This is a genomic window from Mesorhizobium sp. BH1-1-5 (assembly GCF_020165615.1).
Lineage (GTDB): Bacteria > Pseudomonadota > Alphaproteobacteria > Rhizobiales > Rhizobiaceae > Mesorhizobium.
In genome coordinates this window covers 150,208-164,629 of record NZ_JAIUIM010000015.1, presented here as the reverse complement: position 1 = coordinate 164,629, position 14,422 = coordinate 150,208, and the positions used below count along the sequence as shown (strand labels likewise).

The following is a 14,422-nucleotide window of genomic DNA, read 5'->3' as shown; positions in this document are numbered from 1 at the left end:
CCGCCCGCGCCACCATGACGCTCAGGTCGGGTCTTCGCGGTGCAGGTCGTGGATGGTCACGCCATCGGCGTTGTCGGGCAGCATCAGCCACTTCTTGTGGCGCAGCGTGCGCTCGGTGTCTTCCAGGCCCATCTCCCAGTGCTCGCGCATCGAGGTGCCGGAAAACTCGTAGTCCTTGGCGTGGCCCTCATAGCCTTTGTGCTGGTAGATCAGGTGGACGATGTTGACCACGCCGGCGTCGGAATAGTCGGCGATCAGTTCCTTCTCGCCGTCCTTGAGCTGGTCCGGCGGCACGCGCTTCAGCGCGTCGAGCAGCTTCATCTTGAGCGCATGGATGCGCTGGAAGTTGTCGGTGTTCTGGCGCGTGCGGCTCGAATACATGATGTCCTTGTGGCGCGACAGGACATCGGCCATGCCGCGCGGCAGCACGCCGCGCGCGCTGAACAGATCGACCTGGAACACCAAGGAGGAGCGATCCTCCTCCTGGTCGAGCAGGTATTGCAGCGGCGTGTTGGAAACGATGCCGCCGTCCCAGTAATACTCGCCCTCGATGCGGATCGAGGGAAAGGCCGGCGGCAGCGCGCCGCTCGCCATGATGTGCTCCGGCTCGATGCGCACCTTGTCGGTGTCGAAATAGACGAAGTTGCCGGTCCTGACATTGACCGCACCGACGCTCAGGCGCTTCTTGCCGTCGTTCAGCACGTCGAAGTCGATCAGGCTTTCAAGCGTGTCCTTGAGCTCGGCGGTGTCGTAGAAGCTGGTGGCGCCTTCCGCCCCGGCCAACTGGAACCAGGGGTTGGGGCTGCGCGGCTTGAAGAAGCCGGGCTGGCCCATGGCCATCGTCATGAATGACGAGGTCTGGTTGCGGATATCGCGATAGATGTCGCCTTCCGGCGTATAGGCCCAGATCTTGCGGCCCGAGATTGTCTGCCAGAACTGTTCCAGCCGTTGCAGGCGGCGGCTCGGCTCGTTGCCGGCGATGATCGAGGCGTTGATGGCGCCGATCGAGACGCCGGAGAGCCAGGTCGGCTCGCAGCCGGCGTCGGCAAGCGCCTGATAGACTCCCGCCTGATAGGCGCCAAGCGCGCCGCCGCCCTGGAAGACCAGGGCGATGCGGTCATATTGCGCCGTGATTTCCTGGATGGTGGCGGCAGCTGCCTTGCTGCGGTTACGCTCAAGCACCGGCTTTCTCCAACTCCTTCGCGCCGGCAGCCGATCGGCCGTGGTCCGCGAGGTAATCATGCACCACTTCGCCCAGGCCGAGCGTCAGATCGGCGGTGAAGTGAACCGCCGAAACGATGTCGAGCACCGGCAGCTTGGCGACGTCGGCCATGACGTGCGGGCGAAGGTCGAGCGCGGCGGGCGCCGTCCAGGCTTCCTTCAGCGTGATGTCGGTGAGGTAATAGCGGACCAGCTCGCAGATGCGCGGGCTGCCGTCGACATGCGGGATGATCTTGATCAGGAAATTGGGCGCGGCGAGCGAGGCCAGCACCTGGTCGTGGTCGGCTTCGCGGTGCTTGTAGCCCATGGTGCCGGTGGCGCACAGCACGCTGCCATAGTGCAGCGTGCCGACCACCACTTCGCCTTCATGCACGATCTTGGGGTTGGCAAGCTTCTTCGGAAAACCCCAGAGCTCGCGGCCGCCGGCGATCGGCGCGTCGTCGTCGAGATACATGGAGTGGACATAGCCGCCATGCTGGCCCTTGTAGCGCACAGGGATGACCTGGCCGGTCTCGGTGTAGTCGCCGAAGCCGGTCGAGTCCGGCATGCGGATGAACTCATACTTGACCAGCGGCTCGTCGATCTCGAGCGGCGCCGGCACGACCGCCTCAAGTGCTTCGCGCGTCGTGCGGTAAGTGATGATGATATATTCGCGGTCGAAGAACCGATAGGGGCCTGGCGGGAAGGACGGGTTGGTGAGCGGCATCGCATAGGCGCGCTTCACGACATCGGCGATTTCCATGGCTGGTGCCCCAACAGGTTTGAAATGAGCCCGCGCGAATGCGCTGGCAAGTATGTTGCACGGCAGCATGACAGTGCCGTGTCAACGCCAAGACGGCGCTTCCTGGAGCCGGCAAACGCCGCGGCACAGCTGTAATAGCGCCGACATATGGGTGTGGCATTGTGATGCTGCGGCGCACAAATCATGTGCCTTCCCGGCTGTCTGTCTTCATACTCTTCCCTCCTGTCCTCCTGTCGCGAGATCTCCCATGGGTTCCCTGTCTTCGAAGAATGCGCTCGTCACCGGCTCGACCAGCGGCATCGGCCTCGCAATCGCCCGTGCCTTCGCCGCCGAGGGCGCCAACGTCACCATCAACGGCCTGGGCGACGCCGCGGCGATCGAGCAGGAGCGGGCCGGCATCGAAAAGGATTTCGGCGTCAAGTGCCGCTACTCGGGCGCCAACATGATGGATGGCGCCGCCGTCACCGCCATGGTCCACGAGGCCGAGGAGGCGTTCGGCAGCCTCGACATCCTGGTCAACAATGCCGGCATCCAGCATGTCGCGCCGATCGAGGAATTTCCCGACGACAAATGGGAAGCCATCATCCGCATCAACCTTCTGGCCGCCTTCTACGCGATCAAGGCGGTGGTGCCCGGCATGAAGAGCCGCAAATGGGGCCGCATCATCAACACGGCCTCGGCGCATGCGCTGGTCGCCTCGCCGTTCAAGTCGGCCTATGTCTCGGCCAAGCACGGCATTGCCGGCCTGACCAAGACGGTGGCGCTGGAAGTGGCGCAGAACGGCATCACCGTGAACGCGATCGCGCCCGGCTATGTCTGGACGCCGCTGGTCGAGAAGCAGATCCCCGACACGATGAAGGCACGCGGCATGACCGAGGAGCAGGTCAAGCACGACGTGCTTTTGGCCGCGCAGCCGACCAAAGAGTTCGTTACTGTCGAGGAGCTTGCGGCGCTGACCCTGTTCCTCTGCTCGGACGCCGCCAAGCAGATCACCGGCACGACCCTGCCGATGGATGGCGGCTGGACGGCGCAGTAAGGGCAGCGGCCGTTTCAGGGAAGGGCGGGCGGAGGTCCCGTCTTCCCTGGCAATTTGAATTCTTGACAATCGCGGGGGAGCGTTCCAGCATTCTGGCCAAGGGGTTCCCCGCGACGACCCCGTGAGGCGTCAGCCCAACGATCGCGTCCAAACTCTCTGTATTCTGGAGGTGGACGCCATGCCGTCAACAACCCAAATCACCGTGCCGCAGCTGTCCCGTCTCGTCGGCCTGCCCGACGCGCCTTGCCTGGTCGATGTGCGCATCGACGAGGACTATGAAACCGACCCGCGCCTGCTGCCGGCGTCATGCCGGCGCGATTTCAGGACGGTCTCGACCTGGGCTGCAGAATTTTCCGGGCGCAAAGTCGTCGTGATCTGCCAGAGGGGGCAGAAACTGTCGCAAGGCGTTGCCGCATGGCTGCGTCATGAAGGCATTCCGGCGGAGTCGCTTGAAGACGGCTTCGAGGCCTGGGTCGCCGCCAAGGCGCCGTTGGTCAGTGCCGGCGCGATCCCGCCGCGCGACGGGAAGGGGCGCACCGTGTGGGTCACGCGTTCCCGACCGAAGGTCGACCGCATCGCCTGTCCCTGGCTGATCCGCCGCTTCGTCGATCCCAAGGCGGTGTTCCTGTTCGTCGATCCGGCCGAGGTGCCTTTGGTGGCCGATCGCTTCGCGGCGGTTCCCTTCGACATCGAAGGTGTGTTCTGGAGCCATCGCGGCGAGCGCTGCAGCTTCGATACGATGATCGAGGAATTCGGCCTGCGCGCCGATGCGCTGGATCGCCTGGCGCTGATCGTGCGCGCCGCCGACACGGCACGCCTCGACCTTGTTCCGCAGGCGGCCGGTTTCCTCGCCGCCTCGCTCGGCCTGTCGCGCATGTTCCGCGATGACCTCGATCAGCTCGAAGCCGGCATGCTCTTCTACGACGCCTTCTTCCGCTGGTGCCGCGACGCGGCGGAAGAGACGCACAATTGGCCCGTCGGAGGCAAGGCGCAATGACAGCGCTTGCCAAGAATGGCGCGGGACGGCCGGTCGAGACCCCGGCCGTGCCGAGCTTCCGTGAAGCGACGCGGCTGTGGGCAAAGATCGGCCTGCTGTCCTTCGGCGGACCGGCTGGACAGATCGCGCTGATGCACAAGGAACTGGTCGAGGAGCGCCGCTGGATCGGCGAGGAGCGTTTCCTGCATGCGCTCAACTACTGCATGCTCCTGCCGGGCCCCGAGGCGCAGCAACTTGCCGTCTATATCGGCTGGTTGCTTCACCGGACGGCGGGCGGCCTTGTGGCGGGCCTGTTGTTCGTATTGCCCGGCGCGCTGGTCATGCTGGGTTTGAGCAGCTTCTACATGCTCTACAACGACGCGCCGGTGGTCGAGGCGCTGTTCTTCGGCGTCAAGGCCGCGGTGCTTGCCGTCGTCGTCGAGGCGGTGATCCGCATCGGCAAGCGGGCGTTGAAGAACCGTGCGCTGGTGGCGATCGCGGTGGCGGCCTTCCTCGCCATCTATGTCCTCAGGCTGCCGTTCCCGCTGATCGTGCTTGCCGCCGGCCTCGTCGGCTGGATCGGCAGCCGTTTCGCGCCAGGACTGTTTTCGGGCTCGGCGCATGGCAAAGGCAGCGCCGATGCCCACCGCCTCGGCGTGGTCGACCAGATGTTCGAACGCGGCGAGCTCGGCCACACTTTGCCAAGCAGATGGCATGCGCTTCGCACCGTCGCCATCTGGCTGCCGGTCTGGCTCGGCCCAGTGGCGATAATCACGCTGCTTGCCGGCCCCGCCAGCGTGTGGGCGCAGCTTGGCGGCTTCTTCAGCCTGATGGCCGTCGTCACCTTCGGCGGCGCCTATGCGGTTTTGGCCTATGTCGCGCAGGCGGCGGTCACCTCGTTCGGCTGGCTGTCGCCGGGAGAAATGGTCGACGGGCTGGGGCTTGCCGAGACGACGCCCGGGCCGCTGATCCTGGTGCTGCAATTCGTCGGCTTCACCGCCGCCTATCGCCATGCCGGCTTTGCCAGCCCGCTGCTGGCTGGATCGCTCGGATCGCTGCTGACGCTCTGGGTGACCTTCGTGCCCTGCTTCTTCTGGATATTTTTGGGCGCGCCCTACATCGAGCAGCTAAGGCAGAACAAGGCGCTGGCGGCGGCGCTGGGCGCGATCACCGCGGCGGTCGTCGGCGTGATCATGAACCTTGCATTGTGGTTCGCGCTGCATGTCGTGTTCGGCAAGGTCGCAAGCGTCGGCTGGGGCGTGGAGGTTCCGGTCCTGTCCTCGCTCGACTGGCGCGCCGGGCTGCTGTCAGCGGCGGCGATGGTCGCCATGTTCAGGCTGAAGCTCGGCATGCTGCCGACGCTGGCGGGATCGGCGCTGGCAGGGCTTGCGCTGCTGGCGCTGTAGGCCGCACGCCATCTGATCACGTTAGCGTGAACGAAAAAGCCGATCGGCCGGGAATAAACGGCCCGGTCCGCCGGTCTCCAGGGCATGCGCCATTTGTGCGCAACAGCAGGAGACCATCATGAAGCGGCACGAAGGCAAATACGCACAGGCTGAAGAGGGCGAAGGCGTCAGCCGCCGCCGTCCCGTGGAGCGTTGGAGCTGGGCGCACCTGTTCTGGGCGATACCGCCCCGCCGCCGGCCCTGATCCGTGCCGATCGCAACCATCGAGATCCACGACCATGACGGCGAGCATCCCGTTGCAGCCAGCGATGCGCCGTTCCCTTCCGAGGCGCCCCTTGCTTCCGAGACACTTGACTCCGGTGACACCAATGCCTTCTCCTCCCTCGAAGCAGGCGCCATCGCCTGCGGTCGCGATCTTCACCCGCATGAGCAGGGACAGATCGTCGCCTCCTGCTGAGGACGGCGGCAGACCCATGGCGGGAGCGCCCGACGGCGGAACGGTGTTGAGCGAAAAGATGCTGGCCGCGCGTTTTGCCGAAGTGGTGCTGCCGCATCTTGGCGATGCGCTGTCGCTCGCCCGCTGGCTGACCGGCAATCAAGCCGATGCCGAGGACGTGGTGCAGGAGGCCTGCCTCAAGGCGCATGCGGGCATAGCGGGCTTTGCCGGCGGCAATGCCCGCGCCTGGCTGCTCACCATCGTGCGCAACGCCTCCTACACATGGATGGCCCGCAACCGTCCGCGCAGCGTGGTTGCCGTCGGCGACCTCGCCGATCTCGACGACGTCTCGCCGCCGCCCGGCAATGATGCCGACAGCCCGGAGGCGGCGCTGATTGCCAAGGCGAATTCGGCGGCGGTGGAAGCGGCGATCGCCAGGCTGCCGCAGGCCTTCCGAGAAACGGTGGTGCTGCGCGACATAAACGGTCTCAGCTACCGCGAGATCGCCACCATGCTCGGCGTGCCGCAAGGCACGGTGATGTCGCGGCTGGCGAGGGCCCGCGGCCTGTTGATGACGGAACTTGGAGGGCGCCACCATGAGCCCGCATGAAAATCGCCCGCATGAGGATGGATTGCCGCAAGACCCGCAGGATATGAAGCTGATGATCCACGCCCTTGTCGATGGCGAGCTCGATGCCGCGGCTGCCCTGGCGGTCGAGCGGCGCATGGCCGTCGATCCGGAGCTTGCCGCCGAGCATGCGCGCCTCGTGGCGCTGCGCGGCGCTGTCGCCAGCCTGCCGCGGCCGAGCGTCAGCGACGATTTCCTGGCGCGCATCGCGGCCATCGCCGAGGTGAAGGACGCCGGGGACGCTGTTCAGCCCACAGCCGCGAAGGTGGAGCCGCAACAGCAGCAAGGCAACGTCGTCGAGATGCGGCCGCGCGCGGCACGCTGGTTCAACTCCTTCGACTGGCGCCAGATGGCGGCCTCGATCGCGCTGACGGCGTTTCTGGCCAGCGGCGCGACGCAGTGGTTGGCGACGGCGGACAATGGCTCCGACAGTTTCGCGGTCGCCGTCGCCAATGGCCATCGCCGCAGCCTGCTCGCGGCGACCCCGGTCGATATCGTCTCGTCCGACCGCCACACGGTGAAGCCATGGCTCGACGGGCGCATCGGCGTGTCGCCGGCGGCGCCGGACATGGCCAAGGACGGCTACGCGCTGCTTGGCGGGCGCGTCGAGGTGATCGGCGACAAGCCGATGCCGGCGCTGGTCTACCGCCATCACGAGCATCTGATCACGCTGGTGGCCGCACCGCGGCAGAACGAGGCCAAATCGATGCCGGTGGCGGACGACCTCTCGGCGGGCGGCTTCCTGCTCGTCCACTGGACCGACGACGCCTTTTCCTACTGGGCGATCTCGGATGCCGAGCGCCCCGCGCTCGACGATTTCGTCACCCGCTTCCGGGCCGCGATCATCGCCAATCCGGCGGCGGGAAGCCCGGGCTAGAGAGGGGAAATTTCCTTATCGCCGCTATTTTCGAGGCCGATAACCGTTTGGCGGGATGAGTGAAGGCAGATGCCCGTCCGCCCGAGATAACAGCGCTAAGCGCCTGCCGCGGTTGCGCCGGCCCCTTGGCGCACAAGTGATAAGTCACGGTCGACTTTGGTATGTTATACACGCCGCGTTCCCGGGGCGGACACGAGTCGATGGATCAGGAAAGACTTCTAGCCGCAGTTCTCCTGGCCGATGTCGTGGGCAGCGTGCCGCTCTATGAGCGCATCGGCGACGATGCCGCCCTGCGGCAGGTCTCGGGTTGCCTCGATGCGATACGCGAGATCGTCGCCCAGCACGGCGGCGACTTCATTTACTCGAAGGGCGATGACGTGCTCAGCCTGTTCGAGAGACCGGAGGCGGCGCTGAGCGCCGTCTGCCAGATTGGCGGCCGACTGGCGAAAGAGCCTTTGATCGCCCGGATCGGATTGCATTTCGGGGCGGTCATTCGCGCGCGGGGCGCGGTGTTCGGCGACGTTGTCAATGTGACCGCAAGGTTGTCCGCCACGGCCAACCCCGGGGAGGTCCTGATCAGCCAGAGCTTCTTCGAAGCCCTTTCCGCGGGCAGCCGCAGTACCTTGCGGCTCCTCGACAAAATGGCATTCAAGGGAAAGCAAGAACTCTTCGATGTCTATACGCTGAGGAGCGAGGATGGGGCCCTCAGCACGCAGGTCGCCAATCGAGGCACCTTTGTCGACAGGCGCTCCGCCCCGCCGCCGCAGATCAATCTGGTCATCCGCTATGAAGATCAGGTGCGATCCTGCCGAAACAACGAATTGGTGACGATCGGCCGATCTCCGGAATGCAATATCGTCGTCCCGCGGCCCTGGGTCTCAAGGCACCACGCGACCTTCACCATTTCGAACGGTAAGGTCCGGCTTGTCGAGCGAAGCTCGTCGGGCACATTTGTGTCGATGGGACCCGGTGATGAAGTATTCGTACGCCGCGAAGATATTCTCCTCTTCGGCTCCGGCGTCATCTCGCCTGGACGCAGATCGTCCCTCGGCGACGCCCAGATCCTTCGCTACGAAATTATCTCAGGCTGACCCGGCTCGGCGCATCTCGACGCCAAGACCGGCCGACGCACCTGACTTGTTCCGCCGCAGCTGGTGATTTCGGTCCAGTGTTTGTCATGCGCTCCATATCACCGGTATGTGCAGCCGCCGTCGATGCGCAGCGCGCTGCCGGTGATCATGAACGTCACTCCACCATGAACCGCGAGCTGAAAGGCAGGCCCGCCGCGCCCACCGCCTTGGGCGAACGCTCGATGTTGCCGGCGATTGCGCTTATGCCGGGCATCGCCTGCTCCAGCTCCCTGCAGATCGCCTTGCAGACAGCCTGGGGAGCGTAGGAAGACAGGACGACCGAGGTGATCGGAACGAACTGCTTCAACGCCGCGATCGACGACTTCATCTGCCCCGCCAGCTCGCGCTGCCATGCGATCTCCGCCTCGCCAAATGACGGCCAGTCCGCGCCTCTTTCCCATAGCTCGGACGTCTGCCTTCCTTGCTTGGTGATTTCCTGCTCGAGCCGCAGGATGCCGACGTCGAAGCTCACCGCGCCAGTGGTGTTGTAGATCTGGTGGTTGAGGACCAGGCGGCTGTGCAAGCGCGCGCCGAGATAGAAGAAAAGATAGTCCGAAAGGTGCTTGGCGACGCCGAACATGCTTTCGCCGCCGGCCGCCGCGGTGATGTCGTTCTGGACGTAGACGGGATAACCGATCTCCCGTTCGACCTCCTCCTGCAAGGCGTCGAACCGCTCTCGGGCCGCCCTGGGGGTCAGCTCGAGCTCCACTTCGTCGCCCGGCAGGGCAAGGCCAATGCCGGCGATGCGCGAATGGAGATGCTGCGGCAGATCGGCGATGGCCTTGGCGATGGCGCTCATGAATTGCGGATGGTTGGTGTCCTGCGCGGCAGCCGAGAACGGCAGCACCGCATGCGAGCGGATCGATCCGATGAAATCGACGAGCACGACCTCCACCTGCCGGTGGCCGACGCTGATGCCGACGGAATAGGCGCCCTCGGGGTTGAGCGAAAGCGGCACTGTCGGCGGCCCGACCCGACCGCGCTGGGCTTCGCCCTTGGCGATCAGCCCCTCTTGCTCGAGCGAGCGGACGATGACGGATACCGTCTGCGCCGACAGGCCGGTCCGCTCGCCGATCTCGAGACGGGTGATGTGCTTGCTCTGCAGCAGCAGCGACAGCACCAGGCGCTCGTTGTAACCGCGCACGCTAACGGCGTTGAGGCCGCTGGCGCGGTCCGCAATCCGCAGCGGGTTGGGCGGCGCAAAGCGCATATCAGGCATGGTGCGTCCTCTCGCAATCGGTCGTGCGGGACACCCGTATGCCGCGTTTATCTCTCATCCGGCCACCCGATTGCTTCGACTTCGCGGGCCAGCGCACGGCCAAGCGACGCATGCGCCTGTCCGTTGATGTGGAATCCGTCGAGCGGATCGCAGGTGACGACCGAGCCCGCGTCGAAGAAATGCACTTCGAGCGAATCGGCGATGATCTCGAATTCGAGCGCCAGCCGCCGCGACTTCTCCGGCGCGCCGGCGAAGATCGACCGCCATTCCTTGATGTCGTCCAGCATCGGCGGCGGGGAGACGATCATGATCTCGGGCACGCTGCCGCCCGGGCCAGGCTTCAGTTCCTTGATGTCGTAGACGAGGCAGCCCATGGCCATGGCGACTTCCGAAGCCGGCTGGTTGAAGCGCACCTTGAGGTCGTTGGTGCCCAGCATGATGATGACGAGATCGAGAACCGCATGGCTCTGCAGGCAAGGCCTGAGGTAGGTACGCCCGTTCTTGTGAGCCCCCTCGATGGGATCGTCGCGCACCGTCGTGCGGCCGCTGAGGCCTTCCTCGATGATATGCCAGCCGACGCCCAGCTCCCTTGCCATGACACCGGGCCAGCGCTCCGCCGGGCCGTAGCGGTCGAGCGGCGTGCCGCCGGGTACCTGCCCATGCGTGTTGGAGTCGCCGTAGCACAAGACCGATCGCATGCTCCTCCCCGATCCAGCCAAGGTTCTGATTTGCGCAAGTTATCGGACGAGACTCGGCCGTCCGCATCCAGTGACCCTGCCATTCGGCGGAAAGGTAGCGCAAGCCGCAAAGATAATCCATCACTCTGAATAATTATTGACAGCCCGCCGGATCGATGATTGAAAGTGAGCCTGGGAGGAATGCCCCGAACCTTTTGCGCCGATAGGCTGCCATGACCCATGGCGGCAACGCTGGACTTTGTCTCCAGCGGCTATGCGCGCGGGTTGAGCAATGAACTGAAGCAGTGCCGGGATCGCCCCGGCAGGTGCGGCGTTTGGCCATGGCCGGACGCTGATGGGGAAGTCGTGGCCCTGGTCAGCAGGGTCCGTGGAGCTTGAGAAGGAGGATGGCTCAGTGAGACGGATTATCCAATCAATCGCAGCGGCAGTGATCGCGACCACCATGTGGTGCGCTCCCTCGTTCGCCGACGACGTATCGCTGCTCGACGGGGTTACCGCCCGCGCCGGGGACAACCCGACGGTCGAGGCAGGCAAGTTCAAGAAGGATCCGCCCTGGGTCATCGGCATGAGCCATTTCGGCGTCAACGCGAACACCTGGACGGTGCAGGTCGCGCATGAGGCCGAGGCTGCCGCCGCCAAGGACAAGCGCATAGCCAAATTCATCCTACTCGACGCCGGCTTCGACCAGAAGAAGCAGGTCGCCGACATCGAGGACCTGATAGCCCAGAAGGTCGACGCCATCATCGTCCAGCCGGTCACGTCGACGTCTGCGGACGCGAGCATCGCCAAGGCCGTGGCGGCGGGCATCCCGGTCATCGTGCACACCGGCCGCATCGAGAGCGACGCCTTCACCACCGAAATCCAGGGCGGCGCCGAGCATTTCGGCAAGGTGATGGGCGACTTCCTGGTCAAGGAGCTCGGCGGCAAGGGCAACATCTGGGTGCTGCGCGGGCTCGCCGGCCATCCTGAGGACACCAACCGCTACAACGGCCTGCTGCAGGCGCTGAAGGGAACCGACGTCAAGATCATCGCCGAGGAACATGGCGACTGGCAGTACGACAAGGCCAAGAAGCTCTGCGAGACGCTCTATCTGAACAATCCCGAGGTCGACGGCATCTGGTCTTCCGGCGCGGACATGACACGCGCCTGCGTCGACGTCTTCAAGCAGTTCGGCGCCAAGATCCCGCCGATCACCGGCGAGGGCAATAACGGCTTCTTCGGCCAGTGGATCGCCGACGGCTTCAAGTCGATCTCGGCGGAATACAGCCCTGCCCAGGGCGCGGCCGGCATCCGCGCCGCCGTGGCCCTGCTCGAAGGCAAGGAGTTGAAGAAGCACTACGACTACAACCCGCCCGGCTGGGACATCGAGAAGGTCAAGAAATACTATCGCGACGATCTCTCGGCCAATGTCTGGTGGCCGTCGGAGCTGCCCGAAGACAAGCTCAAGGAGTTCTACGCCAAGAAGTAAAGGTGGCGCCATGGTGGCGCGGGCGACGCGATGTTTGTCCGCGCCACCGAATATCCCGGATGCAGCGGTGCTTGTTTCGTGAAAACCCTTGTCGAAATGTCGGATATCCGCAAGGCGTTCGCCGGCACGGCGGCGCTGAAGGGCGTCTCGATCGCGCTTCAATCAGGCTCGGTCCATGCGCTGATGGGCGAGAACGGCGCCGGCAAGTCGACGCTGATGAAGATCCTCGCCGGCGTCCACCAGCCGGACAGCGGCGCCATCCTGCGCGACGGGCGCCAGGTCGCCTTCCACAGGCCGAAGGATGCGCTGGAAGCCGGCATCTCGACGGTGTTCCAGGAATTGTCGTTGCTGCCCAATTTGACGATCGCCGAAAACATGTTTCTCGGCCGAGAGCCAGCCACCGCTTTCGGCGGGGTCGACCAACGCCGCATGCGGCGCGAGGCCGGCAAGGCGCTTGCCGAGCTCGGCCTCACGCTCAATCCGGGCACGCTGGTCTCGAGCCTCAGCATCGCCGAACGGCAGTTCGTTGAGATCGCGCACGGCATCATGACCGAGGCCAGCGTGTTCATCCTCGACGAGCCGACGGCGGCGCTCAATGCCGCCGATGTCGAGGTGTTGAACCGCCACATCCGCAGGCTGAAGGATGAGGGCAAGGCGGTCGTCTACATTTCGCACCGCATGGACGAGATTTTCGCCATCTGCGACACCGTCACGGTCCTCAAGGACGGCGAGCTCGTCGGCACCCGGCCGCTCGCCGAGATGACGCCGGCCGCGCTGATCGCGATGATGGTCGGCCGCGAGCTGACCGACCTTTTTCCGCAGCGCGGCGACGCGCCCGGCCCTGTCATGCTTTCGGTCGAGGATTTCCGCATCACCGAGCGCTCCAGACCGTTTTCGCTGGAGCTGCGCCGTGGCGAGATCGTCGCGCTGGCCGGCCTGGAGGGGCAGGGCCAGCAACGCTTCCTGCGCTCGCTGGTCGGTCAATACCACCCCTTTGCCGGCCGCGTGACGATCAAAGGCAAGTCGCTGCCCTTGCCGGTATCGCCCGGCGGCGGCGTGCGCCGGCTGCAGGCGATGGGCGTCGGCTTCGTGCCGGAGGATCGCAAGGAGGACGGGCTCTTCCTCGGCCTTTCGGTGGCGCACAACATCGCCGCCGCGCTCCATTCGAAACGGTCGGAGCTGGCGCTGGCCGCGGGCTATCAGCGGCGGATCGCCGACACGATGTCGAGCCTTGCCGTGAAGGCCAGCGGTCCGGGCGCCATCGTCGGCACGCTGTCCGGCGGCAACCAGCAGAAGGTGCTGCTCGGCCGCTACCTTGCCGCCGACATCGACATCCTGCTCGTCGAAGAGCCGACGCGCGGCGTCGACATCGGCGCGAAATCCGAGATCTACCGGCTGCTGCGCGACTTTGCCCGCAAAGGCGGCGCGGTGCTGGCGCTGTCGCGCGAGACGGTCGAGCTGATCGGGCTCTGCGACCGGATCTGCGTCGTCCACAACGACACGATCGTGAAGGAAATGCCGGCGGCCGAAGCCACGGAGCACAACATCCTCGACGCCGCGCTCAGCGCCAACGGGGAGGCCAATGAGGCGAAAGGTGAGCGCCGATGACAGCCATCAGCAGACGCCTCGCGGGCGCAAGAGGATCCCGGCAGGGCATGTGGATACTGCCCTTGCTGATCGTGCTGGCCATCGCGCTCTGGCTCAGCTTCGAGACCGCGCAGTTCCTTAACGGGGAGAATCTGCTCAATCTGGTGCCGCAGGCGATGCCGCTCGTCATCACGGCGGTCGGCCAGATGTTCGTCATCCTGCTCGGCGGGCTCGACCTTTCGGTCGGGTCGATGATCAGCTTCACGACGGCGGTGCTCGCCCTCGGCGGCCCCGCCTGGGTGCTGATCCCGGCTGTGTTCGTGCTGGCCGCGCTGGTCGGCTTCTGCAACGGCTTCATCATCACCCGCTTCAACGTGCATCCGATCATCGCGACGCTGTCGACGCAGTACATCCTGCTAGGGATCACGCGGGTATTGCGGCCGGTTTCGGGCGGCACGGTGCCCGATATCGTCATCAGTGCCGTGGCCGGGTCCTTCTTCGGGGTGCCCATGCCGGTGTTCTGGGGCATCTTCACGCTCGCGGTCGCCTGGAAGCTGCTCTACGGCTCGCGCTTCGGGCTGCATCTTTTCGCGATCGGCGGCGGCGTGTCGTCCGGCGTGGAGGATGCGGCGCATAATTTCGGCATCGCCGACCGGCGCAACATCGTGCTTGCCTATGTGATCTGCGCCTGCTTCGCGGCCTTGGCCGGCATTTTCCTCGCCGGGCGCATCGTCTCGGGCGACCCGAATGTCGGGCTGCTGTTCGAGCTCGACGCGATCACGGCCGTGGCCATCGGCGGTACCCAGCTTTCCGGCGGCATCGGCAGCCTGCACGGCACCGTCATCGGCGCGCTCGTCATGGCGCTGCTCGCCAACGGCATGAACCTGACGAACGTTTCGCCCTTCATCCAGACCACCATCAAGGGGGCGATCCTGCTCCTTGTGGTCGCCCTGCAGTCGCGCAAGAAGATGGGGTTGTAAGTGGCCGCCGCGCTCGCC

At 65.3% G+C, this 14,422-nt stretch carries 15 protein-coding genes; 11 read left to right on the top strand and 4 right to left on the bottom strand.

What is annotated here, in order from left to right; all coding sequences use genetic code 11:
• Positions 1–21 precede the first annotated feature (21 nt).
• Together LB572_RS21010 and LB572_RS21005 are read right to left on the bottom strand one after the other, a co-directional pair.
• A complete protein-coding gene (locus LB572_RS21010) occupies positions 22–1,182 on the bottom strand; it encodes a patatin-like phospholipase family protein (protein WP_224669047.1) in 1,161 nt (386 codons plus the stop codon).
• Complete coding sequence (locus LB572_RS21005; protein WP_224669046.1) at positions 1,175–1,963, bottom strand: acetoacetate decarboxylase; 789 nt, start codon at positions 1,961–1,963, stop codon at positions 1,175–1,177. Before LB572_RS21005 ends, LB572_RS21010 begins: the two co-directional genes overlap by 8 nt.
• A gap of 247 nt (positions 1,964–2,210) precedes the next feature.
• On the opposite strand from LB572_RS21005, the gene LB572_RS21000 reads away from it, so the two are divergent.
• From LB572_RS21000 to LB572_RS20970, 8 genes are all read left to right on the top strand, one after another.
• Complete coding sequence (locus LB572_RS21000) at positions 2,211–2,999, top strand: 3-hydroxybutyrate dehydrogenase (RefSeq protein ID WP_224669045.1); 789 nt, start codon at positions 2,211–2,213, stop codon at positions 2,997–2,999.
• Between the two features lie 178 nt (positions 3,000–3,177).
• Positions 3,178–3,996 carry a chromate resistance protein ChrB domain-containing protein gene (locus tag LB572_RS20995; protein WP_224669044.1) on the top strand — a complete coding sequence of 273 codons (819 nt, stop codon included), beginning with the start codon at positions 3,178–3,180 and terminating at the stop codon, positions 3,994–3,996.
• Entirely contained in the window at positions 3,993–5,381 is a 1,389-nt protein-coding gene (gene chrA / locus LB572_RS20990; RefSeq protein WP_224669043.1) for a chromate efflux transporter, read from the top strand. Before LB572_RS20995 ends, chrA begins: the two co-directional genes overlap by 4 nt.
• A 118-nt stretch (positions 5,382–5,499) precedes the next feature.
• A complete protein-coding gene (locus LB572_RS34460; RefSeq protein WP_263498195.1) occupies positions 5,500–5,625 on the top strand; it encodes a hypothetical protein in 126 nt (41 codons plus the stop codon).
• 3 nt (positions 5,626–5,628) lie between these two features.
• Positions 5,629–5,838, top strand: coding sequence for a hypothetical protein (locus LB572_RS20985; RefSeq protein WP_140809577.1), 210 nt, complete (start codon positions 5,629–5,631; stop codon positions 5,836–5,838).
• 16 nt (positions 5,839–5,854) lie between these two features.
• Positions 5,855–6,427, top strand: coding sequence for a sigma-70 family RNA polymerase sigma factor (locus tag LB572_RS20980; protein ID WP_224669042.1), 573 nt, complete (start codon positions 5,855–5,857; stop codon positions 6,425–6,427).
• The gene (locus LB572_RS20975; RefSeq protein ID WP_224669041.1) at positions 6,414–7,322 is read left to right on the top strand and encodes an anti-sigma factor family protein; all 909 of its coding nucleotides are present in this window, start codon (positions 6,414–6,416) and stop codon (positions 7,320–7,322) included. Before LB572_RS20980 ends, LB572_RS20975 begins: the two co-directional genes overlap by 14 nt.
• 200 nt (positions 7,323–7,522) lie before the next feature.
• The gene (locus LB572_RS20970; protein WP_224669040.1) at positions 7,523–8,413 is read left to right on the top strand and encodes an adenylate/guanylate cyclase domain-containing protein; all 891 of its coding nucleotides are present in this window, start codon (positions 7,523–7,525) and stop codon (positions 8,411–8,413) included.
• Between the two features lie 154 nt (positions 8,414–8,567).
• Here the strand turns inward: LB572_RS20970 and LB572_RS20965 are convergent, their stop codons facing one another.
• Both LB572_RS20965 and LB572_RS20960 read right to left on the bottom strand, forming a co-directional pair.
• The gene (locus LB572_RS20965) at positions 8,568–9,671 is read right to left on the bottom strand and encodes an ROK family transcriptional regulator (protein WP_224669039.1); all 1,104 of its coding nucleotides are present in this window, start codon (positions 9,669–9,671) and stop codon (positions 8,568–8,570) included.
• A gap of 47 nt (positions 9,672–9,718) precedes the next feature.
• Positions 9,719–10,369, bottom strand: a complete 651-nt coding sequence (locus tag LB572_RS20960; RefSeq protein WP_140809586.1) for an SGNH/GDSL hydrolase family protein — start codon at positions 10,367–10,369, stop codon at positions 9,719–9,721.
• A gap of 442 nt (positions 10,370–10,811) precedes the next feature.
• On the opposite strand from LB572_RS20960, the gene LB572_RS20955 reads away from it, so the two are divergent.
• From LB572_RS20955 to LB572_RS20945, 3 genes are all read left to right on the top strand, one after another.
• Entirely contained in the window at positions 10,812–11,837 is a 1,026-nt protein-coding gene (locus tag LB572_RS20955) for an ABC transporter substrate-binding protein (RefSeq protein WP_052468086.1), read from the top strand.
• Between the two features lie 78 nt (positions 11,838–11,915).
• Positions 11,916–13,445 carry a sugar ABC transporter ATP-binding protein gene (locus LB572_RS20950; protein ID WP_224669038.1) on the top strand — a complete coding sequence of 510 codons (1,530 nt, stop codon included), beginning with the start codon at positions 11,916–11,918 and terminating at the stop codon, positions 13,443–13,445.
• Entirely contained in the window at positions 13,442–14,404 is a 963-nt protein-coding gene (locus LB572_RS20945) for an ABC transporter permease (protein WP_224669037.1), read from the top strand. The genes LB572_RS20950 and LB572_RS20945 overlap by 4 nt, the downstream gene beginning before the upstream one ends.
• The last annotated feature ends 18 nt before the right edge of the window (positions 14,405–14,422 follow it).